Source organism: Streptomyces mauvecolor, from assembly GCF_039532965.1.
Classification (GTDB): Bacteria; Actinomycetota; Actinomycetes; order Streptomycetales; family Streptomycetaceae; genus Streptomyces; species Streptomyces violascens.
Genome location: NZ_BAAASQ010000008.1, coordinates 401749 through 422617, shown reverse-complemented (window position 1 = coordinate 422617; position 20869 = coordinate 401749). Strand labels below are relative to the sequence as shown.

At 72.1% G+C, this 20869-nt stretch carries 22 protein-coding genes; 12 read left to right on the top strand and 10 right to left on the bottom strand.

Translation table 11 applies throughout. From position 1 onward, the window contains the following. Positions 1-2 precede the first annotated feature (2 nt). Positions 3-1208, bottom strand: a complete 1206-nt coding sequence (locus tag ABD346_RS09820) for a sensor histidine kinase (RefSeq protein WP_344373855.1) — start codon at positions 1206-1208, stop codon at positions 3-5. 168 nt (positions 1209-1376) lie between these two features. On the opposite strand from ABD346_RS09820, the gene ABD346_RS09815 reads away from it, so the two are divergent. The 4 genes from ABD346_RS09815 (at position 1377) to lepB (ending at position 5115) form a co-directional block, all read left to right on the top strand. Further along, positions 1377-1892: a YceI family protein gene (locus tag ABD346_RS09815; RefSeq protein ID WP_344373854.1), complete on the top strand. Its 516-nt coding sequence runs from the start codon at positions 1377-1379 to the stop codon at positions 1890-1892. A gap of 120 nt (positions 1893-2012) precedes the next feature. Continuing rightward, on the top strand, positions 2013-2771 hold the full coding sequence (locus ABD346_RS09810) for an N-acetyltransferase (protein ID WP_344373852.1): 759 nt from the start codon (positions 2013-2015) through the stop codon (positions 2769-2771). Between the two features lie 189 nt (positions 2772-2960). Continuing rightward, on the top strand, positions 2961-4073 hold the full coding sequence (locus tag ABD346_RS09805) for an alpha/beta hydrolase (RefSeq protein ID WP_344373850.1): 1113 nt from the start codon (positions 2961-2963) through the stop codon (positions 4071-4073). Positions 4074-4242: 169 nt separating this feature from the next. Continuing rightward, positions 4243-5115, top strand: coding sequence for a signal peptidase I (gene lepB, locus ABD346_RS09800; protein WP_381228919.1), 873 nt, complete (start codon positions 4243-4245; stop codon positions 5113-5115). Positions 5116-5127: 12 nt separating this feature from the next. Here lepB and ABD346_RS09795 read toward each other — a convergent pair whose 3' ends face one another. From ABD346_RS09795 to ABD346_RS09780, 4 genes are all read right to left on the bottom strand, one after another. Beyond that, the gene (locus ABD346_RS09795; protein ID WP_344373847.1) at positions 5128-5631 is read right to left on the bottom strand and encodes a hypothetical protein; all 504 of its coding nucleotides are present in this window, start codon (positions 5629-5631) and stop codon (positions 5128-5130) included. Beyond that, a complete protein-coding gene (locus ABD346_RS09790; RefSeq protein ID WP_344373845.1) occupies positions 5628-6275 on the bottom strand; it encodes an RNA polymerase sigma factor in 648 nt (215 codons plus the stop codon). The genes ABD346_RS09795 and ABD346_RS09790 overlap by 4 nt, the downstream gene beginning before the upstream one ends. A gap of 73 nt (positions 6276-6348) precedes the next feature. After that, positions 6349-6840 (bottom strand): LPXTG cell wall anchor domain-containing protein, encoded by a 492-nt coding sequence (locus ABD346_RS09785; protein WP_344373843.1) that lies wholly within the window; start codon positions 6838-6840, stop codon positions 6349-6351. Between the two features lie 210 nt (positions 6841-7050). Then, complete coding sequence (locus ABD346_RS09780) at positions 7051-8280, bottom strand: carbohydrate-binding protein (protein ID WP_344373841.1); 1230 nt, start codon at positions 8278-8280, stop codon at positions 7051-7053. A gap of 331 nt (positions 8281-8611) precedes the next feature. Between ABD346_RS09780 and ABD346_RS09775 the strand changes: the two genes are divergently transcribed. Continuing rightward, positions 8612-9763 carry a D-alanyl-D-alanine carboxypeptidase family protein gene (locus ABD346_RS09775; protein WP_344373839.1) on the top strand — a complete coding sequence of 384 codons (1152 nt, stop codon included), beginning with the start codon at positions 8612-8614 and terminating at the stop codon, positions 9761-9763. Between the two features lie 18 nt (positions 9764-9781). On the opposite strand, the gene ABD346_RS09770 is transcribed toward ABD346_RS09775, so the two are convergent. Continuing rightward, the gene (locus ABD346_RS09770) at positions 9782-10696 is read right to left on the bottom strand and encodes a LysR family transcriptional regulator (protein WP_344373837.1); all 915 of its coding nucleotides are present in this window, start codon (positions 10694-10696) and stop codon (positions 9782-9784) included. 326 nt (positions 10697-11022) lie between these two features. Between ABD346_RS09770 and ABD346_RS09765 the strand changes: the two genes are divergently transcribed. The 4 genes from ABD346_RS09765 to melC2 all read left to right on the top strand — a co-directional run bounded on the left by ABD346_RS09765 (position 11023) and on the right by melC2 (position 14365). Continuing rightward, a complete protein-coding gene (locus tag ABD346_RS09765; RefSeq protein ID WP_344373835.1) occupies positions 11023-11469 on the top strand; it encodes a subtilase-type protease inhibitor in 447 nt (148 codons plus the stop codon). A 154-nt stretch (positions 11470-11623) separates the two neighbouring features. Then, positions 11624-12715: a phosphatidylinositol-specific phospholipase C domain-containing protein gene (locus ABD346_RS09760; RefSeq protein ID WP_344373834.1), complete on the top strand. Its 1092-nt coding sequence runs from the start codon at positions 11624-11626 to the stop codon at positions 12713-12715. Positions 12716-13074: 359 nt separating this feature from the next. After that, positions 13075-13461: an apotyrosinase chaperone MelC1 gene (gene melC1, locus ABD346_RS09755; RefSeq protein WP_344373832.1), complete on the top strand. Its 387-nt coding sequence runs from the start codon at positions 13075-13077 to the stop codon at positions 13459-13461. A 76-nt stretch (positions 13462-13537) separates the two neighbouring features. Next, complete coding sequence (gene melC2 / locus ABD346_RS09750) at positions 13538-14365, top strand: tyrosinase MelC2 (protein WP_344373831.1); 828 nt, start codon at positions 13538-13540, stop codon at positions 14363-14365. Positions 14366-14399: 34 nt separating this feature from the next. On the opposite strand, the gene ABD346_RS09745 is transcribed toward melC2, so the two are convergent. The 4 genes from ABD346_RS09745 to ABD346_RS09730 are packed head-to-tail and all read right to left on the bottom strand — an operon-like array spanning position 14400 to position 17334. Further along, on the bottom strand, positions 14400-15200 hold the full coding sequence (locus ABD346_RS09745; RefSeq protein WP_344373829.1) for a methyltransferase domain-containing protein: 801 nt from the start codon (positions 15198-15200) through the stop codon (positions 14400-14402). A 22-nt stretch (positions 15201-15222) separates the two neighbouring features. Beyond that, positions 15223-16086, bottom strand: coding sequence for an ABC transporter permease (locus ABD346_RS09740; protein ID WP_344373827.1), 864 nt, complete (start codon positions 16084-16086; stop codon positions 15223-15225). Beyond that, positions 16046-16873, bottom strand: coding sequence for an ATP-binding cassette domain-containing protein (locus ABD346_RS09735; RefSeq protein ID WP_344373825.1), 828 nt, complete (start codon positions 16871-16873; stop codon positions 16046-16048). Before ABD346_RS09735 ends, ABD346_RS09740 begins: the two co-directional genes overlap by 41 nt. Beyond that, positions 16870-17334: a MarR family winged helix-turn-helix transcriptional regulator gene (locus ABD346_RS09730; RefSeq protein ID WP_344373823.1), complete on the bottom strand. Its 465-nt coding sequence runs from the start codon at positions 17332-17334 to the stop codon at positions 16870-16872. The genes ABD346_RS09735 and ABD346_RS09730 overlap by 4 nt, the downstream gene beginning before the upstream one ends. Positions 17335-17532: 198 nt before the next feature. Between ABD346_RS09730 and ABD346_RS09725 the strand changes: the two genes are divergently transcribed. From ABD346_RS09725 to ABD346_RS09715, 3 genes are all read left to right on the top strand, one after another. Then, the gene (locus ABD346_RS09725; protein ID WP_381228536.1) at positions 17533-18672 is read left to right on the top strand and encodes a hypothetical protein; all 1140 of its coding nucleotides are present in this window, start codon (positions 17533-17535) and stop codon (positions 18670-18672) included. A 129-nt stretch (positions 18673-18801) separates the two neighbouring features. Continuing rightward, positions 18802-20019 (top strand): cytochrome P450, encoded by a 1218-nt coding sequence (locus ABD346_RS09720; protein ID WP_344373822.1) that lies wholly within the window; start codon positions 18802-18804, stop codon positions 20017-20019. A gap of 70 nt (positions 20020-20089) precedes the next feature. Then, on the top strand, positions 20090-20761 hold the full coding sequence (locus ABD346_RS09715; RefSeq protein WP_344373820.1) for a TenA family protein: 672 nt from the start codon (positions 20090-20092) through the stop codon (positions 20759-20761). The last annotated feature ends 108 nt before the right edge of the window (positions 20762-20869 follow it).

Below are 20869 nucleotides of genomic sequence, written 5' to 3'. Positions count from 1 at the left end.
GGTCACACCATCGATTCCGCTGTCGGTACAAAGGCGGGCAGCACGGCCTCGACGCAGAAGCCGCCGTCCGGTTCGGGCCCTGCCCGCAGGCTTCCGTGCACGAGTTCTATCCGTTGGCGCAGTCCCGCGATGCCGAGGCCCGAACCGGTGCGTGCCAGCTCGCTGTTGGGCCCGCCGCTCGGCCGGGTGTTGCGCACGGCGACCCGTACCCGGGTTTCGTCGTACTCCACCTCGACGGTGACGCGGGCCCCGGGGGCGTGCTTGTGCACATTGGTCAGCGCCTCGCGCACCGTGCGGTACGCGGTGCGGCCGACCACCGGTGAGGCCAGCGACCGGTCGCCCCGCTCGGCCAGTTCGACGGGCACGCCCGCCGCCGTCGACTCGGCGACCAGCGCCGCGAACCCGTCGAGCGAAGGGGTGGGGTCGTCCTCCGGTGCCGTGCGCAGGATGCCGACGAGGTCCCGCAGCTCCTCAAGGGCCTGGCAGCCGGCCGCCCGCAGTTCCTCGGCCGCACGCCGGGTCGCCTCGTCGGAGGCGGTCACGCGCAGCGCGCCCGCCTGGAGCACCATGAGGCTCACGCGGTGGGTCACCACGTCGTGCATCTCACCTGCGAGACGTGCGCGTTCCTCGGCGCAGGCCTGCTCGGCGAGCAGATAGCGCTCCCGCTCGGCCCGTTCGGCGCGCTCGGTCAGGGCGCAGAGCAACCGCCTGCGCGCGTCGCAGTACAGGGCGAGCAGCGGGCCGACGGCGGTGCGCAGCAGGCCGATGGTGACGACCGTGAGGGACGGCTCCCAGGCCCGGGCGACGATCAGCGTGAAGATGCCGAGCGCGAGGAACGCGGTACGCCGGTTGCGGGCGTTCTTGCCGTAGAAGAGGGGGCCGTACGCCGCGAGGGCCGTCGAGAACGGTGCCCATACGTTGCCCGGGTGCGCGGGGGTCAGCGCGTGCACGGGCGAGATCAGCAGGGTCAGGGCGAGCGTGAAGGCGCCGAGGAGCGCCACCACCGTCAGCGGGGCCCGGCGGCGGGCCACCAGCGAGAGGCAGGCGAGCGCCTGCAGGCCGAGCAGCGTCCAGGCGAGGGGGCCCGGCCGCTCGGGCCACCAGGTCGCGCCGGTCAGCGTGAGAGCGATGTCGCCCAGAACGAAGCAGATGGCGAGCGCCGCATCCACGGCGAGCGGATGCCGATCGCGGCACGGTCCGTCACTCATGCGGCTTACGGTAGGTCATCCCCGGGCTGCGCATCGCGACAGCAGATCTTCCGGTCCGGGCACACCCTACGAAAGTCGCATGCCGCCCCGAGCGGCCCTTCTTTCGTCGCCCCGGAATCCGACCGCCCGCCCTGCCGCCCGGTACCCGCCCCGCGGTGGAATCGGCTCATGGAAACGAATCAGGACAGGACCACGGCGGCCCCCGGTCTCGGGCGCTACGCGATCGACCCGGGCGGCTCGGCCGTCACCTTCCGGACCCGGCATGTGTTCGGGCTGCTTCCGGTGAGCGGCAGTTTCACGATCCGGTCCGGGACGGTCGACATCGCCGAGCCGCTCGACGGGTCGAGCGTCGGCGTCGAGATCGACACGGCGAGCTTCAGCACCGGCAACCGGCAGCGCGACACCGTCGTTCGCTCCCCGCGCTTCCTGGACGCCGACCGCCACCCGTTGATCACCTTCACCGCGGACCGGCTCGACGGCACGACCGTGCCCGGCACACTCACCGTGTGCGGCATCGCCCGCCCGCTGAGCCTGTCCATAGAGGAGTCCGCCTCGTCGGCGGGCGCGTTCACGGCCGTCGCCACGGCACGCGTCGACCGCACCGCGTTCGGGGTGACGGCGTCGCGCGGCATGGCCGGGCGCCATCTCGACATGACGGTGCGGGTCCGGTGCATACGGCCGTGACGACGGCTTGCGCAGAGCCGTGACGACGGCGTGGGTATGGCCGGCCGTGACGTCGGCCGAAGATCGGCCGGGTCCAAAAACACTGGCGGGAACGACGGGCCTCTGGCAGGGTCCGGTTCCGTGACGCACAGCGACAACATCGAGATCAGCACGCTCACCGAGCGGCCCGAGCTGGCCGACCGGCTCTACGACATCAGCGACACATGGCCCGAGTTCATAGCCCGGGACCTGGTCGGCTACGCCCTGCTCGGCCGGGTGCCCGAGGAGTTTCCGCAGTACTGCGTGGTGGCGACCGAGGGGGACCGGCTGATCGCCCGCGGATACAGCGTCCCCTTCGACGCGACGCTCGACGGACGCGAGGAGATGCCGGACCGGGGCTGGGACCAGGTGCTCACCTGGGCCTTCGACGACCTCCGGCGCGGGCGTCCTGTGACGACGGCGAGCGCGCTGGAGATCACGATCGACGTCGACCACCTCGGGCGCGGCCTGTCCCACCGCATGCTGGCCGCCCTGCGCGACGCCGTGGCGCGCCAGGGGCTCGGCGCTCTGGTGGCGCCGGTGCGCCCCACGGCCAAGCACCTCCAGCCGCGGGTGCCCATGGCCGCGTACATGCGTCAGGTGAGGGAGGACGGGCTGCCCGCCGATCCTTGGCTGCGGGTCCATGTCAGGGCCGGCGGCACCATCGAGAAGGCGGCCGCCGCGTCGATGACGGTGAGCGGGACACCGGCCGAGTGGCGCCGGTGGACCGGCCTTCCCTTCGACCGGGACGGTGAGGTCGAGGTGCCGGCCGCCCTGGTCCCGGCGCACTGTGACACCCGTCACGATCGGGTCAGCTATGTGGAACCCAACGCCTGGGTGCGCCACGGCCTGCGCCCCTGAACCGAGGCGCCCGGCCGGGCGGCGCCGGGCCGGGCGCGGCAGGAACGCTCCGCAACCAGCATTGACAGGTCGGTCACTTTCACAAGATTTGTAAGACAAATCCGGAACCCATTGGTCACTCTTGCCCATCCCGTCTGGTGAACGACACAGGCATGCCCTTGGGCGACAGAACCATCCGGAGCGATCGCAATGACCAACCCCCGCAACGGGGCCTACCAGTCTCGGGGCCACCGCCGGGCCAGCCGCGCCAAGCGCTGGATACTCGGCGTGGTCTCGCTCGTCGTGCTCGGCCTGATCGCGTGGCCCGTCCTGAACTACTTCGACGTCTTCTCGGACAAGGGCGACGCGATCAGCTTCGGGCAGGACGGCGGCGCGGGCGGCGACAAGCCGGGCGGTGGATCGGGGAAGGCGGCCGACTCCAAGGTGCTCATGCCGACCGGTCCGGAGGCCAAGTTCACCGTGTTCGGCACGGTTCCCGAGGACGGCAGCAAGATAGCCGTGACCACCCTGGAGGGCAAGAAGTCCGGCTTCAAGGGCAAGGTCTGGGTCTGGGTCCCGCCCCAGTACAAGGACCCGAAGTACGCCAAGAGCGGCTTCCCCGTGATGGTCGCGCTGCCCGGCGGCGCCGGTTACCCGAGCAACTACTGGATGGGCACGGACCTCAAGCTGGAGGCGAGCATCTCCAAGTGGTCGAAGGAGGGCAAGAGCCTCCCGTTCATCCTGGCGATGCCGGTCCTGAACCCCCACCCGGACACCGGCGGTCTGTACTGGGACGCGAGTGACATCCCGGGCCAGCCGAAGATGGGCACCTGGCTCACCGAGGACGTGCCCGACCTCATCAAGGCCAACTTCCGTACGGTCAAGTCGCGTGACGGCTGGGCCTTCATGGGCTCCTCCACCGGCGGCTTCGCGGGCCTCAAGAGCGTGCTGCAGAAGCCGGACCAGTTCAAGGCGGTCATCGCCTCCGGGCCGGACATCGTCCCCGACTCCCGCCTGTGGGCCGGGCACGACAAGGAGAAGGCGGAGAACAACCCGAACGTGCTCGCCCAGAAGCTGATCGACGCGAAGCACCCGGACGTCTATCTGGCCTTCCAGGTCGGCACCGTGGGCTCCGACGCCCAGGCCAAGCCGAAGATCGAGGAGTTCATCAGGAAGTTCGGCAACAAGGGCCCGGTCAAGACGAAGCTCAGCGTCATCCAGGGCGGCGACCACAACGCCAAGACGTATGTGCCGAACATGGCCAACGGCGGGCTCATCCAGTGGATCAGCGACCACATGCAGGGCCCCGAGCCCGCCTCCTGACCCGCCCCCTCGCGCACCGTGGAGCCCCTGCCGTCCGGCGGGGGCTCTCGCGCACCCGGGGTCCTTCGGATGCAGGAATGCGGCCGAACACCCGCCGCGGACCGCGGTGATCACAGCCGCCCGGAACTACCGTTCGTTGGTCAGGTCGTGGACCCGCGCCGCCCGGCGCATGGGCCTCGGTACGAACGGAGGAGCGGGCGTGGGGAATTCAGCGATCGGCGCGGACGGGAGCCCACAGACCGAGGGTGGGGAGCCGGACGGACCGCGCCGCCCGAAGGCCGGGAAGCACCGCTCCTTCTGGAAGGAGCTGCCGATCCTCATCGTGGTCGCGCTGGTGCTCGCGCTCCTCATCAAGACGTTTCTGGTGCAGGCGTTCTCCATCCCCTCCGAGTCCATGGAGAACACGCTGCAGGTCGGCGACCGCGTCCTCGTCGACAAGCTGACGCCGTGGTTCGGCGCGGAGCCCGCGCGCGGCGAGGTCGTCGTCTTCCACGATCCCGCCGACTGGCTTGCCGGAGAGCCGACTTCGGAGCCGAACGTCGTCCAGAGAGTCCTGTCGTTCGTCGGGGTCATGCCGTCGGCCAACGAACACGACCTGATCAAACGGGTCATCGGGGTCGGCGGCGACACCGTGGAGTGCAAGGGCACCGGCCCCTTGAAGGTCAACGGCAAGGCGCTCGTCGAGCCGTACGTCAATCCCAGCGGCACGCCGTGCACGGTCGACACCGAGGGCGGCCAGTTCAAGGTGACCGTCCCCAAGGGGAAGATGTGGGTGATGGGCGACAATCGGCAGCGCTCCGCGGACTCCCGCTACCACCAGGGCGACAAGACCCACGGGTTCGTCCCGGTCGACGACGCCGTGGGCCGCGCCTTCGTGGTCGCCTGGCCGGTCTCCCGCTGGACGACCCTGCCCGTCCCCGCCACCTTCGACCAGTCCGGCATCAACACGGCGGCCGCCCTCGCGCCGGGCGCCCTCTCACTCGCGGGTGCGGTGCCCGCGGTGCTGGTACGCCGTCGGCGGATCGGCGGCCGCCGCGGCTGATCGCCCCGGGGTTCAGCGGGCCGGGGTCGCGGCCGGCGGCTCCGGCCCGCGGGGCGCGGTGCCGGGTGACGGCGCCCCGGTCACCGGGCCCGCCGCGGGCTTCGACGGGTTCGGGGTGGGCTGCGCCTCGCTCCGCGACTTCGACCGGTCGACGGACGGCGACCGGGTGGGCGGCACCGACGGCGCCGGCTCGGGCGTCCTGGACGGGACCGGCGTCGGCCTGGGGCTGACCGGCCCCGGCGAGTTGGCCGGCAGCGGGCGCTGTTCGTCGTGGCCGGAGGCCAGCGTGACGTAGCCGACCGCCACGGCGGCGGCGGTGGCGAGCCCGGCCAGCGGCAGGGCGAACCGGCGCAGCCGCAGCCGGGCCAGCGGGGTGCGGTGCAGGTGGGGTCCCGGCGGGTCGGCAGGCCGCAGATCCGCGAGGGTGATGCCGTCCGCGCGGGCGGCGAGCGCGCCGCGCAGCCGCCTCTCGACCGGACGCTGTGGGGTTTCGGGCCCGCTCCAGTGGCCGTTCATGCCCGTGCCTCCAGGATCTTCTCCAGCGAGTCGAGGGCCCGGCTCGCGATGGACTTCACCGAGCCCCGGCTGATGCCGAGGGTGGTCGCGATCTCCGCCTCCGTGAGGTCGCTCCAGTACCGCAGGACGAGCACCTCGCGGCGCCGTACCGTCAACTGCCCCAGCGCGGCGAGCACTTCACGGTGTTCCTCGTCGAGGACGACGCGTTCCTCCGCGGAGGGCGCGTCGGGTATGTGGGGCGGGGTGTAGCCGCGGGCCGTGCGGCGACGGCGCAACACGGAGCGCGAGGCGTTGACGACGGCGGTGCGCAGATAGGCGAGCGCGTTGTCGACCTCGTCGATGCGTTCGCCGTGGCGCCGGTACAGCGCGGTGAACGCGTCCTGCACGACGTCCTCGGCACTCGCCCGGTCGTCCACCAGCATGACGGCGAGATGCACCATCTTGAGGCGGTGCGCATGGTAGAGCTCGCTCACGGTCGGCGGCGCGGCCCCGGGATCGCGGGCGTCGCCGAACCGGCTCCGGCCGAACACGTCCGCCCGTCTGTCGTCGGGTACGGTGCGGCCCCGGCGCAGCACTCCGCGCCACCAGGGCGCGAGCCGGCTCGGGGCGAAGGGGACCGGGTGCAGTGCGGCGGTGTGCTCCATCAGTTCCTCGGTACGCGGGCGTGGCCCCGCCCTGTCGTGGGCGGGGCCGTGGGGGTGCCTCAGAGCCTGGGTGTCAGTGCTGTTGCCGCCGCCGTACGGCGTAGACGGTGCCGGCGCCCGCGAGGATCAGCGCGCCGGCTCCGGCGCCCATCACCGTGTTGGCCGTGGACGAACCAGTATGGGCCAGCTCCTTCTGGTCCGAGGGAGCGGGGGCGGCGGCCGGTGCGGCGGGCCTGGCCTCCGTACCGGGCGCCTGAACACCCGGCGTCGCCGGGCCCTTCGGCTGCGCGGTGGGGGCTGCGGCCTCGGGCCGCGCGGCCGACGGCTGGGGCGGCTGCTCGCCCTCGCCCGCGCGCTTGACCGGCGAGGCCGGGGCGGCGCCCGGTTCGGCCGCCGTGGCCGGGGCCGGGCGCTTCGGCTGGGCGCCCGGCCCGTCCGCGTGCGCGGTGCCGGCGAGCGCGGGGACGGCGAGGGCGAGGAGCAGGCCGGTCGCCGCGGCGGCGCCGGCGAGACGGCGGGGGCTGCGGGAGGCGGGGCGGTCGGGACGGTGCTGGGGGACGGTCACGTTGTGCATCTCCACGGTCGGCGGGGCGGCGCGGTGATTGCGCCTTCACCCCTGACGACGTGCGGCGGCGACGGGGGTTGCCGCTCGCGCGGAAAAACTTCCGGGGCGGGTGAAAGCCTCTCGGCCCCGGACACGGGAACGGCTCCGGCCGGCGCGGTGCAGCGCGCCGACCGGAGCCGTCATTGCAAGGAAACCCGGGCCGCGGGAGGTTCAGCAGGTGCCCTCGTCCTGCCAGACCCCCCACTCCCCCGTGGTCCCGGGCTCCTCGTTCTGGGTCCACCACTTGGCCTTCCACCGATGGCCGTTGTGGGAGACCTCGTTGCCCTGGGTGTAGACCGCGCCCGAGCTCCAGGCCGCCGCGGTGCAGGTGCCGCCCGGCGAGGAGGGCGGCGCGGAGGACGGCGGGGGCGAGGAGGGCGGGGTGGCTCCGGCGAACTTCACCGAGTACTTGGCGAAGTCCCAGGCCGCCTGCGGAACGCTGCTGCACGTGCCCGACGTCGTGCCGTTGTTGTCGGGCGGGCTGCACTGCCGGTCCCGGTTGAGGGACCAGAAGGTGAAGCGGGCCATGCCGTGGCCGGTGGCGTAGTCGAGCACGGTCTGGAAGTCGCTCTGCGAGAAGAACTCGCCGGTGTCGCTGCGGCCGTTCATCCCGGAGAAGCCCTCGTGGGCGTAGGCGGTCGCCGCGTTCCAGCCGAACGTCGACTGGAGGATGGAGTTGAAGTTGGTCAGCGCGCTCGTCTGGGCCGCGGCGCCGCTGAACCCGCCGTCGAACGGCATGATCGAGAAGTTGTCGGGCACAAAGCCCTGCGTCTTGGCCTCGTTCAGCATCTGCTTGCCGAACCAGCCGGTGCCGTCGGCGGTTCCGGCGGTGGTCACCGACACGTACAGGCCGGGGTTGTTCTGCTGGAGGATCTTGGCGGCGCCGATCTCGTGCGCGATGGCGGTGGCGTTCTCGTACTCCGGCTCTTCGAGGTCGAAGTCGATCGCCTTGAGCTGGTACTTGGTGATGACCTGCTGGTACGCGGCCGCGGTGGAGGCCGCGTCCGAACAGTTCTGGCCGAGCTTGGTGCCGCCGTAGCCGCCGACGGAGGCCGAGACGTCGCCGCCCTTGGCGCGGATCGAGGAGATGACCCCGGCGACCGCGGTGTCGGAGGAGACGGGCGCCGTGCCGCCCCACGTCGGACTGCAGCCACCGCCGTTGGGGGCGAGGACGAAGGCGAGCTGGAAGGCCTTGAGGCCGGTGGCGTCCATGATGGCGGAGGCGTCGGGCGGGTTGTTGTCGAGCGGCATCAGATAGGGCGCGGCCGCGTACCAGCGGCCGCCGAGCCCGGCCGCGTCCGCGGTCGCGCCGGAGGCCTGACCGGTGACGAAGGCGGTGAGCCCGGCCGCTGCCAGCGCGGCGCTCGCGGCGCCGCAGAGGAGAGCACGAAGTGGCTTCATGTCGGGGTCTCCTGGGGGTGGGAGGGGCTCCCAGAATTGGACGGTGGCCGGAACACGTCAACGACTTGGACTAGACCATTGCCGTTCCTTGAACAAAGGAAACAGGCCCCGGTGAACAGAACCGGCCACAAGGGGACCGCCCTGGAGCGCATCGCCGGGCGGGTTCCTGCGCGGTGCGGCCCATGACCCCGGCTGCCCCCCACCGCAGTCGCCCGGCAGGTGCGGGCCGAGCAGCGGCTGCGCGCCCTGTCCGCGCAGGCGCTGCCTGCCGTGTAGGCCGGACGGCACAAGCCGACCTGCGTGATGTCCGTTCTGTTCCTACGGTGGCCGAATGGTCATCAGATCCGGATTCCGCTCCATGGCTGCGCTCACCGCCACTGCCGCCATCGGTCTGTGCTGCCTCGCTCCGACACCCGTCAGCTCCGCCTCCACGCCCCTGCCGGGCCCGCCCACGGGCGAGCACGTACGCCCGCGGCGGGACGCACCCGCCCTTCCGAGTGACGTCTCCGCCCTGTCGTACGTGGTCGCGGACGCCCGTACGGGGAAGGTCCTCGCCGCCCGGGACGCCCATCGCAAGCTGCCGCCGGCCAGCACCCTCAAGACGCTGTTCGCGGTCACCGCGCTCCCCCATCTGCGCGCCGAGGACCGGCACACGGTCTCCGACCAGGACCTCGCGGGGATCGGCCCGGGCAGCAGCCTGGTGGGCATCGAGCCCGGGCACACCTACCAGGTGTCCGATCTGTGGCGTGGAGTGTTCCTCAGCTCGGGCAACGACGCCGTGCACGTGCTGGCCGCGCTGAACGGCGGCTGGGAGGAGACGGCGACCCAGATGCAGGCCAAGGCCCGGCGGCTCGGCGCCCTGGACACCGAGGTCGTCTCGCCGGACGGCTACGACAGCCCGGGCCAGGTCTCCTCGGCGTTCGACCTGGCGGTGTTCGCCCGGGCGGGCCTGGCCCGGCCGGACTTCGCCGAGTACTGCTCGACGGCGTCGGCGCAGTTCCCCGGTGAGGGCGGTTCGTACGGCATCGTGAACACCAACCGGCTGCTCTCCGGAACCGACGGGATCGCCCGGTACCCGGGGATCATCGGGGTCAAGAACGGCTACACGTCCCAGGCGGGCAACACCCTGATCGCCGCCGCCAAGCAAGGCGAGCGCACCTTGCTGGTGACCGTCATGAATCCGCAGGCCGGCGGCGGATTCACGGTCTACGAGGAGGCCCGCACCCTGCTCGACTGGGGCTTCAAGGCCTGGGACAGCGTCGACGCGGTGGGCACGCTGGAACCCGTACGGCCCACCAAGCCGGCCCGGCGTCAGGCGCAGATCACGCATGTGGTGGCGGCGAAGCCGGCCAGTGGGGCGGACGACGAGTCGGCCTGGCCGGTGACGGGCTCCGTGGCCGGGGGCCTCGCCGTCGTCGGAACGTTTCTCGTGGTGATGCGCCGCCGCACGGTCAGGCGTCGCGTGGAGCGCAGGGCGCGGTGAGCCCTCACCGCGGTTGCCTCAGGACGGGCCGGGCCCGGCGAGCGCGGTACGCAGCCGGGCCAGCAGGGCCCGGCCCGCGGGTCCCGCCGGGCCCTGGGTGCGCCAGGCCAGGGCGATCCGGCCGCGCGGTTCCGGCTCGACGATGCGCAGGGTCCGCAGGCCCGCGGCGGACTCCGCGCCGGGCGGCGGGGCGGGGAGTACGGCGACGCCGAGGCCGCGTGCGGCGAGGCGGGCCAGGAGCTGCGGGGAGGCGGCCTCGAAGGCGATGCGGGGCTGGATTCCGGCCTCGGCACAGGCCCGGTCGAGGACCGCGCGCAGGCCGGTGCCGCGCGGCAGGCTGATGAGGGGCCGGCCCGCCAGCTCGGCGAGGCGGACCTCCCCGCGGCCGGGCGCGAGGAGCGGGTCGCCGGGGGCGACGGCGGCCACCAGGGGCTCGTCGACGACCACGTCGAGTGCGACGCCGGGCGGGAGCGCGTCCTGCGCGATCCCGGCCAGGGCGATGTCGAGCCGCCCCGCGAGCAGCGCGGCGAGCATCCGCTCGGAGGTGTCCTCGGTGAGCGTGATCTCGACGTCGGGGTGGGCGTCGTGGAAGTCGGCCAGGAGGGCCGCCACGTCGAACTCCTCGGTGGCGGCGCCCGAGACCACGCCGATCGTGACGTGACCGCGCAGCAGCCCGGTGAACTCGTCCACGGTGTGCCGCACCGCGTCGACGGCGGCGAGCGCGGCCCGCGCGTACGGCAGTACCGCCTCGCCCGCCTCGGTGGTGGTGACCGAGCCGCCGGTGCGGTCGAGCAGGGACTGGCCGAGCTCCCGCTCCAACTGCCGGATCTGCGCGCTGATTCCGGGTTGCGCCACATGCAGACGGGCGGCGGCACGGGTGAAGTTGGCCTCCTCCGCCACCGCCACGAGGTACCGCAGTTGCCGAAGCTCCATGCCCCGGATCCTAAGGGGTGCCCCGCCACCCCTCCCCCACCCGCCCAGCACAGAGTGACACTCTGACCAGCCCACAATCCAGCCTAAGATTCCCAGAATCGGCCCTCTCGTTGCCTTGAAATCGACCACGGATCCACCAACAGGCCTTTCTTTTGGCCGACGTTGGCGCGCTCGGCGACCTGCACACCCGTGCGATGTCCTGCATCGATGCGACCCCATGGGGTTACTTCGCGTGACCGAATGTTTCCGGTGTGTTGCGCGGAGCTCTCCGCCGCAGGAGAGACTCCTGTTCGTTCTTCGGAAACCAACCCCCAGGAGTGTTCGAAATGCGGAAGATCGCAGCAGTCAGCGCCGTCGCCGTCGCCTTGCTGGCCAACGGACTCGTCGGTACCGGACTCGGCAGCGCGGCGGCGGTCCCGGCCGACGCCATGAAGCCGATGAGCCTGTACGCGCCGTCCGCGCTCGTGATCAGCGTCGAGCCCGGGACTGGCGACGAGGGCGCCTCCGTCCAGCGCGCGGTCACCCTCAGCTGCGCCCCGACGCCGTCGGGCACGCACCCCGCCCCGGCCGCGGCATGCGCCGAACTCAAGCGCGCCCAGGGCGACTTCACGGCCCTCTCCGCGAGCGGCGCCCCACGCATCTGTACCAAGGTGTGGAACCCGGTCACCGTACGCGCGGAGGGCATCTGGAACGGCAAGCGGGTCAGCCACGTCCAGACCTACGGCAACTCCTGCATGAAGGCGGCCGGTTCCGAGGCCGTGTTCAACTTCTAGGCGGGCGCCTCCGAGACGGTCCGGCCTCTGGGCAGCCGGAGCTGCCGCAAGGGGTGACAGGAGGAATCCAACTCGCGTTACTTGACATGTCTTCGTCGATTCACCCGACGATGGCACTGTCCTGACGGAGAGTCACCCCCCACTAGGAGGACCCGTGTCGGATCCCCGGCCCAGACGAAGCACGCCCCGGCTGCGGACAGCCCTGCCCATCGCGCTCGCCGCCTGCCTCGCCCTCGTGACGGCGGGCGCCGGCGGCAGCGCTTCCGCGGCGGGGCCCGAGGCCCTGCCGCTGTCCGGGGCCACCGTCTCCGGCCTGCACAACACCTACGACCCGGCCGCCTTCCCCTACTTGGCGCAGGCCCTCGACACCGGCACGTCGATGATCGAGCTCGACGTGTGGGACGACTTCATCACCAAGGAGTGGAAGGTCAGCCACTCCAACCCGCTGGGCAACAGCAACAACTGCGTGAATGCCGGCACCCCCGCCCAGCTCTACACCGGCGGCGCCAACAAGAACCTGGAGAGCTGCCTGGACGACGTACGGGTCTGGCTTGCGGCCCACCCCGGGCACCCGCCGCTGGTCATCAAGCTGGAGATGAAGGCGGGCTTCCAGGCCACGTACGGCATGAGCCCCGCCAAGCTCGACCAGACGATCAGCGCTCACCTGGGCTCGGCGGTCTTCCGTCCGGCGGATCTGCTCGCCAAGCCGGGCGGCGGCCAGTACGCCACGCTCGACGAGGCCGCGGGCGCGGGCAACTGGCCCACCCGCGCGGCGCTCGCGGGCAAGGTGATGCTCGAAGTCATCCCGGGCACGGTCGAGGAGGGCAATCCCACCGACAGCCTGTGGACGGACGTCGAGTACGCCCGCTACCTGCGCGACCTGGCCGCGGCGGGGCGCACGGGTCAGGCCCAGATCTTCCCCGCGGTCCACAACGCCCAGGCGGGCGACCCCCGTTCACGCTATGCCGATGCCTCGATCCGTCCGTGGTTCGTGGTCTTCGACGGTGACGCAGCGGCGTATACGAACGGCTCGATCGACACCAACTGGTACGACGCGCACCACTACTTCCTCGTCATGACCGACGCCCAGAACGTCGCCCCGGCCCTCGACGACAAGAACCCGTCACCGGCGGACGCCCAGGCACGGGTGGCCCGGCTCGCCGCCGCCCACGCCAGCGTCGCCTCCAACGACTGGACCTCTCTTCCCCAGGTCCAGTCGCTCGCCCTGCCCCGCGGGGTGGGCTGACGGAACCCGCACGGACGGGGGCGGCAGCCCTCGCCCGGCGGTGACCGCCCGTGGCCGGTTCGGAGGACCGGACACGGGCGGGCTTTTTCGGTCACCTTCCGCGCGTGAGGGCAGCCACATCCCAGACATCAAAGCAACAAGATTTTCACAGACTTGGCATATTCCAGGAAGAATCTTCACGATCGGCGGCCTGGTGACCGGTGTTCAGCAAGAACCCCCTTGTTGAACACTGCACTTCGAATCGGGACATGTCCGCATAGCAGCCAACCAATGCGGCCGGACTTCTTGATCCGTGGCCCTGGCCGGTAGGGATGGCACTGAACCACTTGCCAACCCACCGCGCATCCCTGGGGATTCCTATGACTCGAACATCCCGACCGTCCCGGCCCACCCGCCGCCAGGCCATCGGCGTCACCGCCGGAACCCTCGCCGGGCTGGCCCTGGCCGGCACCGCACACGCGTCCACGAGTCCGGCGAAGACCGGCCATGAGGGGCACGGCGCGCCCGAGGCCTTCGACGAGGTGTTCCAGGGGCGCCGGATACAGGGCGTGCCCGGCGCCGGGCACATGCACCACGGCGGCGGGTACTCCGTGCGGATAGACGGCCAGGAACTGCATGTGATGCAGAACGCCGACGGGACCTGGATCAGCGTCGTGAACCACTACGAGCCGTCTCCCACGCCCCGCGCGGTGGCGCGCGCCGCCGTGGTGGAGCTCCAGGGCGCCACCCTCGTCCCGCTCGCCTGACCCGAGGCGGCAGGGCTCACGAGGCCTGCCCGGTTCACACGCCCATCCGCACCCCAGCCCAACCAGGAGCACAGCCATGGCCGTTCGCAAGAATCAGGCGCATCTCACCGCCGCCGAGAAGCGCCGCCTCGTCGACGCGCTGCTTCAGCTGAAGCGCAACGGGAAGTACGACGCCTTCGTCACCACGCACAACGCCTTCATCATGAGCGACACCGACACGGGTGACCGGGTCGGCCACCGTTCGCCGTCGTTCCTGCCCTGGCACCGCAGATTCCTCATGGAGTTCGAGCAGGCCCTGCAGTCGGTCGATCCTTCGGTCACGGTGCCGTACTGGGACTGGACGGTCGACCGCACCCCGAGTTCCTCGCTGTGGGCTCCCGACTTCCTCGGCGGCACCGGGCGCAGCCGGGACGGCCAGGTGATGGACGGGCCGTTCGCGCAGAGCGCGGGCGGCTGGCCCCTCAACGTCCGGGTGGACGGGCGCACTTACCTGCGCCGGGCACTCGGCGCGAACGTCGCCCAGCTGCCGACCCGGGCCGAGGTCGACAGCGTTCTCGCCATGACGACGTACGACATGGCGCCGTGGAACAGCGCGTCCGACGGCTTCCGCAACCATCTCGAAGGGTGGCGCGGGGTCAATCTGCACAACCGCGTCCATGTGTGGGTCGGCGGGCAGATGGGGACGGGGGCCTCGCCCAACGACCCGGTGTTCTGGATGCACCACGCGTTCGTGGACAAGCTCTGGTCGCAGTGGCAGGCCATGCACCCGGGCTCGTCCTATCTGCCGACGGCGGGGACGCGGGATGTGGTGGACCTGCACGACACGATGCGGCCGTGGAACAACGTGACCCCGGCCGATCTCCTCGACCACACCCGCTACTACACGTACGACACCGCGGCCTGAGGCCGCCCCCCGCCGGGCCGCCGGCCCGCCTGAGTCAGGCGGGCCGCCGGCCCCATGCCGAGATCATCGGCGAGGTCGCCAGGTCGAGGCGGCCCTCGGCAACGCTCGCGAGGTGGCGCTCGATCTCGTCGTCGCTCGCAAGGCCCCGCTCCACGAGCTGGTCCCTGACCTGGCGCACGGTGGCCGCTTCGAGGACGTCACCGGCCGGCGAGGTGACCGGGAAGTACGCGTCGGCCTCCACCCCCTCAAGGCCCAACTCCCGCAGCAGGCGCGGGAGTTTGCGGCCGTAGGAGAGGTCCGCGCCCCGCTCGGCGAGGAGTGCGCGAAAACCCCGGCGCAGGCGGTTGGCCCGTTCCTGTTCGGGGCCGTACTCGTCGAGGCAGAGCAGTGGCTGGAGCGCGGGGTCGGCGTCCTCGACGAGCAGGACGCCGCCGGGGCGCAGCGCGCCGAGCATGGCGCGCAGGGCCCGGTCCCGGTCCTTCACATGAACCAGGACGAGGCGGGCGTGCACGAAGTCGAAGGGTCCCAAGGGTGCTTCGTCCTGCCCGACGTCGTGGCGGCGGACCTCGACGTTCGGCGGCAGGTCGACGCCGGTGAGCCAGCCGGTGTCGCGGTCGGTGGCGAGCACCTGCCCGTCGGGGCCGACCCGTTCGGCGAGGCCGAGCGGCACGGAGATGCCGCCCGCGCCCACCTCCCACACGCGGTGCCCCGGCGCGAGGCCCAGGGCGTCGAAGTGGCGGAACGTCGTGGCGTCGAAGAGTGCGGCGAGCGCGTCGAACCGCTCGCCGGCCTCGGTCTGCCGGTTGTCCAGGAGGTATCCGTTGTCCTCGGTCATGCCGGTCATGATGGCAGCCGGCTCAGCGGGCCAGCCTGCCGAGCAGCGAGGAGGCGGCCAGGATGCCGAGGGCGGCCGCGAGCAGCAGTACCCCGTAGTCGAGGCCGAGGTGGGTGGGGGTGCCGAGGAGCAGTCCGCGCAGGGCGTCGACCTGGTAGCTCAGCGGGTTGGCCCTGCTGACGGCCTGGAGCCAGCCCGGCATGATCGACACCGGGTACAGGGCGCTGGAGCCGAAGAACAGCGGCATCGTGATGGCCTGGCCGATGCCCATCAGGCGGTCGCGGGTCAGCACGATTCCGGCGATCGACATCGACAGGCAGGAGAAGAAGGCGGAGCCGAGGACCACCGCGACGCCGACTCCGATCAGCTTCAGGGGGTTCCAGGTCAGAGCCACCCCCAGCAGGGCCGCGATCGCGATCACCACGACCGCCTGGATGAGCGCCTTCACCCCGGCCGCGAAGGCCTTGCCGGTGATCAGCGCGGAGCGCGGGGTGGGGGTGACCAGGAGCTTGGTGAGGATGCCCGAGTCCCGCTCCCAGATGATCATGATCCCGTAGAAGATGGCGATGAACATGGCGGACTGGGCGATGATGCCGGGCGCCAGATAGTCGATGTACGGGATGCCGCCGGTCGGGATCGCCTTGATGCGGGTGAAGGTCTCGCCGAAGATGAGCAGCCACAGGGCGGGCTGAACGGCGCGGGTGTAGAGCTCGGCGCGGTCGTGCCGGAGCTTTTGGAGTTCGACCGCGCACAGGGCGCCGACCCGGGCGGGCAGGACGCGCCAGCCGGTGCGGGGCCGTGGCGGGACGAGGAGCAGATCGAGGGCGCCCACGGTGTCGAGGGGCTCAGCCGAGGCGGGCTGCGGTGCGGCGGGTGCTGCGGACATCGCGGAAGTCACCTCCCTCGCTGTCGAGCCCACGGCCTGCGACGTCGCGGAAGACGTCCTCCAGGGTGGGCGGCGGATCGCCGGGCCCGCGGCACTCGCGCAGCTCGGACTTCAACCCCTGGGGCGTGCCCAGCGCGCGTATCCTGCCGCGGTGCATGAGGGCCAGGCGGTCGCAGTACTGGTCGGCCTCGTCCATGTGGTGGGTGGTCACGAGCACGGTCATGCCGGTGGCCCGGCGCACCGTGTCGATGTGCTCCCACACGCTGGTGCGGGCGATCGGGTCGAGGCCTATCGTCGGCTCGTCGAGCATGAGCAGGCGGGGCGCGCTGACCAGCGCCTGGGCGAGTTCGAGACGGCGGATCATGCCGCCGGAGTAGGTGCGGGCCATACGGTCGGCGGCCTCGGTGAGGTCGACGGCGTACAGGGCCTGCGCGACGCGGCGCGCGCGTTCCTTGCGCGGGACGTCGAAGACGCGGGCGAACAGGGCCACGTTCTCCCGTCCGGTCAGGCCCGCGTCGGCCGACAACTGCTGCGGTACGTAGCCGAGCAGCCGGCGCACCGCCATCCGCTCCCTGGCCGCGTCGTGCCCGAAGACCCGTATGCGGCCCGCCGGTACCGGCAGCAGGGTGGTGATGCAGCGGATCGCGGTGGTCTTGCCCGCGCCGTTCGGGCCGAGCAGGCCGAAGACCTCACCCGTGGCGACGGACAGGTCGAGCCCGTCGACCGCCCTGGTCTCGCCGAACGCGTACTCCAGGCCCGCGCACACCACGGCGCCGTCGTCGCTCATGACTCCTCCGCTTCCTCGTGCAGGTTCTCGGCGAGCCGGCGCAGGGCGGGCAGGGCCGCGGCGAGCGCGGCCCGGTCGGCCGCGTCCAGGCGCGCCACCTGGTCGCGTACGAGCGCGGCGCGGCGGCGCTGCCAGTCGCGCAGCCGCTCGACCGCGGCGGCCGTCGCGTAGAGCCGGGCCGAGCGGCGGTCGCCCGGATCGGTCTCGCGCCGCATGTACCCGTCCTTCACCAGCTGGTTGACCAGCGTGGATACCGAATTGCCCGCGAGATACAACTCCTTGGCGGCCGCCGAAACCCCGATGCCCGGCCGGGCCGCGACCAGTCTGAGCAGCTCGATGTGGGCGCCGCGCAGCCGGGGCACGGTGAGGCCGCGGCGCAGTCTCCGCCGCACGAGCCGCTGGACACCGGCCAGCACATCGGCGAAGGAGTCGTCGAACGGTTCGGCCTCTTCGACAGCCATGCCCCCATTTTATCTCTCAGTAAGAGGTATCGGCCAGGCCCGTGCGCCGCGCCGTTCGGGCCCGGCGGAATGTGGCAACGAGCACATGTGGACCCACTGTGAGAACGGACTCGGGCCGCATGACATCTTTCCCCGGGGCCTCCCGTGCTCCACGGGACGCCATTCGTAACGGGCAGGGAAACAGGAGCTGAAACGCACGTGCCGGCCATCAGTCAGAGGATGCATCTGATCCTGCTCTCCGCATGGACCGCACTGTGGTTCGCCGTGGTGGAGCCCAACGGCGGGTTCTCCTGGCACTATCTGCGGGCCGGCGGCCAGCTCATCTTCCAGGGCCCTTCCGGTGACGGCACCGGCGGCCTCAACCTCTACGCCCACCACCCCGAGCTCCAGATGGGCCCGGTCAGCTTCCTGACGGCGGGGCTCTTCAACCCGTTCCCCGAGCGGACCGGCCAGTTCCTGGCCGCGCTCCTCATGTCGGTGCTCGGCCTGGTGATCGTGGTGATCGCCGGGCGCAGCGCCGCCTGGTACTTCCTGGGGACCGGCACCAACCATCAGCGGCTGCGGCAGCGGGTGCTCATCGCCGGGCTCGCCTTCATCCCGATGTGGATCGAGGTGTCGGTGCGCTTCGGCCACCTCGACGACGTGCTCGCGCTGTTCTTCACCGCGCTCGCCGTCCGCTCGGTGACCCGCGACAGCGCGGTGGGCACCGGCGTGTGGCTCGCGCTCGCGATGGACTCCAAGCCCACCGCGGTGACGTTCGCCGCGCTGCTCTTCGCGCTGCCGCGCCACCAGTGGCTGCGGGCCGCGCTGTGGGGCGCGGCGGTGGTCGCCGTCGCCTGGGCGCCGTTCTTCCTCAACAATCCGCACTCGGTGTCGGCCGCCGGTTTCGCGATACCCAACCAGCCCGCGTCCGCGCTGCGCTGGCTCGGGGTCGCCGACGCCGAGACGCCCGGCTGGGACCGCCCCGCCCAGGCGGCGCTCGGCCTGCTGCTCGGCGCGATCGCGGTGTGGCGGGGGCGGTGGGCCGCGGTGGTGCTGCTCGGCGCGAACGCGCGGATCGTCCTGGACCCCAGCGTCTACACGTACTACACGGCGTCGGTCCTGCTCGGGACCCTGCTGTGGGACGTGATCGGGCAGCGCCGGCTGGTCCCGTGGTGGAGCTGGCTCGCGCTTCTGACGCTGTACGGGAGCGTGTTCGTGGTGCCGGACGACGCGGCGCGGGGGCTGATCCGGCTCGCGTTCGTGGTCGTCTCGACGGCATACGTACTGCTGTGGCCGCAGCGCGACAGAACCCGGGACCGCCGTCGAAGGCGCCGGTCCGCCTCCGTGGCCGCCTGAGGACCCCTGGCTCGAATCGTTCCCTCGGGCAACTTCCCCGGCGCCCGGCCGATGACGTGACGGTACGTCAGATGCGATGCTCGGCTCAGCCGTCCGACAGGTATCGGCAGGCCGAGAGGAGCCGCCGTCATGGCCGAGGCGCCGAAATCCCCCCACGACAGAGGATCGTTCCCCTTCCCGCCCGGTCCGCTGGGCGGCTGCCCCGAGGAGTACCGGCGGCGGCGCGCGGAGTGTCCGCTGGGACCTGTCACTCTGCCCAGCGGCGACGAGGTGCTGCTCGCCACGGCGTACGACGACATCCGCGAGGTGCTCGCGGGCGCGTCCTTCTCGCGCAACCTCCGCTACCCGGGCGCGCCCCGGATGCTGCCCGGCGAGGCGTTGGGCGACGATCCGCACGCGCTGACCAGCATGGACGGCCCCGAGCACGCGCGACTGCGGCGCATCGTGCAGGGCGCGTTCACGCCGCGCCGCGCGGAGGCCTGGCGCCCGGACGTACAGGCCATCGCCGAGGAGCTCCTGGACGGCGTCGTGGCGGCGGGCCCGCCCACCGACCTCCTCGCGTCGTACGCGTTCGCGCTGCCCGTCGAGGTGACCTGCCGGCTGCTCGGGGTGCCGGCGAAGGACAGCGGGCTCTTCCGGGCCTGGTCGGACACGCTCCTCTCGCTGACGCCGGGCGGGGCAGGAGAACGCCGACGGGCCGCCGCCGAGTTCGGCGCGTACGTCGACGACCTGGTGGCCGGCCATCGGCACGCACCGGGCAACGACCTCATCGACGCGCTGATCGAGGCGCGGGACGAGGGTGACCGGCTCAGCGAGGCCGAGCTCGGGCGGATGGTGCGGGGGCTGATCGTCGCGGGCCACGAGACCACCGCCCATGTGATCGCGCGCGGCGTCCTCACCCTGCTGCGCCACCCCGCCGAGCTCGCCGCGCTGCGGGCCGGTCCGGGGCTCGTTCCGGACGCGGTCGAGGAGATCCTGCGCCTGCAGATTCCCGGACACGGCGCGCTGCTGCGGGTGGCGACGGCCGATGCGACCCTGCCGTCGGGCGCCACGGTGGCCCGGGGCCGGGCGGTGCTCGCGCCGATGGTGGCCGCCAATCAGGACCCCGTACGGTTCGCCGAGCCCGGCCGGCTGGACATCCACCGCGCCAACAACAAGCACCTCTCCTTCGGCCACGGCCCGCACTTCTGCCTCGGCGCGCACCTCGCCCGGGTGGAGGTCCAGACCGCCCTCGAAACGGTCGTACGACGCCTGCCGGGGCTCGCGCTCGCCGTCCCCGCCGAGGAGCTGGCCTGGACGACGGGGAGCCGGGTGTGCGGGCTTCGCCGACTGCCCGTCACCTGGTGAGCGCGCGAAGGCGGGGCCGCGTGAGACGCTGGGCGGGACCGCACCGGCATACCTGCGAAGAGGGTCCCTGATGACTCGTCAGACGCGTACGGCCAAGGACATCGTCGCGGCGACGTCCGCCGCGCTCGCCCCCGCGGCGGACGACAACCGGCTCGTGCCGCTCATCGAGGCCGGGACCGCGCCGCTGTCCGCGCTCGCCGGGCTCGCCCTGGAGCAGCGCCACATCATCGCCTCCGACCGGCGTGCCTTCGGGCTCCTGGCCGAACGCTCGGGCAGGGGCACGGCGTGTGCGGAGTTCTTCGGCTCGCTCGTCGTGGGCGAGACGCTGGCGCTCGAACGGCTCGGCGCGTACGAGAGCGCCTGCGGGCTCACTCCGGAGGCCATCGGCCAATACGAGCCGAAGGCCGGCTGCCAGGCCTATCCGGCGTATGTGGCGTGGCTGGCCCTGAACGGCGAACCGCCGAGCGTGGCCCTCGCACTCACCGCCAACTTCGCGGCGTGGGGCGGATATTGCGCGCGGGTGGCCGCGGCGCTGCGCACCCGCTACGGGTTCACCGACCGGGCGTGCGGCTTCTTCGACTTCTTCGCGGGCCCGGCCCCCGAGCTCGAACAGCAGGCCGTCGCGGCCGTCGCCTCGGGCTCGGACGACGGACACGGCGAGGGCGTCGGCAGCGGGGCGCACTACGGGCGCCTGCTCCAGACGTACGAGTCGATGTTCTGGAACACGCTCGCGGAGGCCTGACCGGCCGGAGTCGTGCCGGGCCGCCGGGTTGACAGCGTGCGGCGCGGCTGGCTGTAATGACCCGCGTGTCGCGTGACGCCGGTCAAAGAGCAGTGGGCCGGCCGGCCG

What these genes read in the sequence shown, in the direction of transcription:
- ABD346_RS09720 (WP_344373822.1), top strand. Translation starts at nt 18,802, where the DNA reads ATGGCCGAGGCGCCGAAATCCCCCCACGACAGAGGATCGTTCCCCTTC.
- ABD346_RS09745 (WP_344373829.1), bottom strand. Translation starts at nt 15,200, where the DNA reads ATGACCGAGGACAACGGATACCTCCTGGACAACCGGCAGACCGAGGCC.
- ABD346_RS09780 (WP_344373841.1), bottom strand. Translation starts at nt 8,280, where the DNA reads ATGAAGCCACTTCGTGCTCTCCTCTGCGGCGCCGCGAGCGCCGCGCTG.
- ABD346_RS09815 (WP_344373854.1), top strand. Translation starts at nt 1,377, where the DNA reads ATGGAAACGAATCAGGACAGGACCACGGCGGCCCCCGGTCTCGGGCGC.
- ABD346_RS09820 (WP_344373855.1), bottom strand. Translation starts at nt 1,208, where the DNA reads ATGAGTGACGGACCGTGCCGCGATCGGCATCCGCTCGCCGTGGATGCG.
- ABD346_RS09775 (WP_344373839.1), top strand. Translation starts at nt 8,612, where the DNA reads ATGGTCATCAGATCCGGATTCCGCTCCATGGCTGCGCTCACCGCCACT.
- ABD346_RS09790 (WP_344373845.1), bottom strand. Translation starts at nt 6,275, where the DNA reads ATGGAGCACACCGCCGCACTGCACCCGGTCCCCTTCGCCCCGAGCCGG.
- ABD346_RS09805 (WP_344373850.1), top strand. Translation starts at nt 2,961, where the DNA reads ATGACCAACCCCCGCAACGGGGCCTACCAGTCTCGGGGCCACCGCCGG.
- melC2 (WP_344373831.1), top strand. Translation starts at nt 13,538, where the DNA reads ATGGCCGTTCGCAAGAATCAGGCGCATCTCACCGCCGCCGAGAAGCGC.
- ABD346_RS09740 (WP_344373827.1), bottom strand. Translation starts at nt 16,086, where the DNA reads ATGTCCGCAGCACCCGCCGCACCGCAGCCCGCCTCGGCTGAGCCCCTC.
- ABD346_RS09735 (WP_344373825.1), bottom strand. Translation starts at nt 16,873, where the DNA reads ATGAGCGACGACGGCGCCGTGGTGTGCGCGGGCCTGGAGTACGCGTTC.
- ABD346_RS09795 (WP_344373847.1), bottom strand. Translation starts at nt 5,631, where the DNA reads ATGAACGGCCACTGGAGCGGGCCCGAAACCCCACAGCGTCCGGTCGAG.
- melC1 (WP_344373832.1), top strand. Translation starts at nt 13,075, where the DNA reads ATGACTCGAACATCCCGACCGTCCCGGCCCACCCGCCGCCAGGCCATC.
- ABD346_RS09730 (WP_344373823.1), bottom strand. Translation starts at nt 17,334, where the DNA reads ATGGCTGTCGAAGAGGCCGAACCGTTCGACGACTCCTTCGCCGATGTG.
- ABD346_RS09765 (WP_344373835.1), top strand. Translation starts at nt 11,023, where the DNA reads ATGCGGAAGATCGCAGCAGTCAGCGCCGTCGCCGTCGCCTTGCTGGCC.
- ABD346_RS09715 (WP_344373820.1), top strand. Translation starts at nt 20,090, where the DNA reads ATGACTCGTCAGACGCGTACGGCCAAGGACATCGTCGCGGCGACGTCC.
- lepB (WP_381228919.1), top strand. Translation starts at nt 4,243, where the DNA reads ATGGGCCTCGGTACGAACGGAGGAGCGGGCGTGGGGAATTCAGCGATC.
- ABD346_RS09770 (WP_344373837.1), bottom strand. Translation starts at nt 10,696, where the DNA reads ATGGAGCTTCGGCAACTGCGGTACCTCGTGGCGGTGGCGGAGGAGGCC.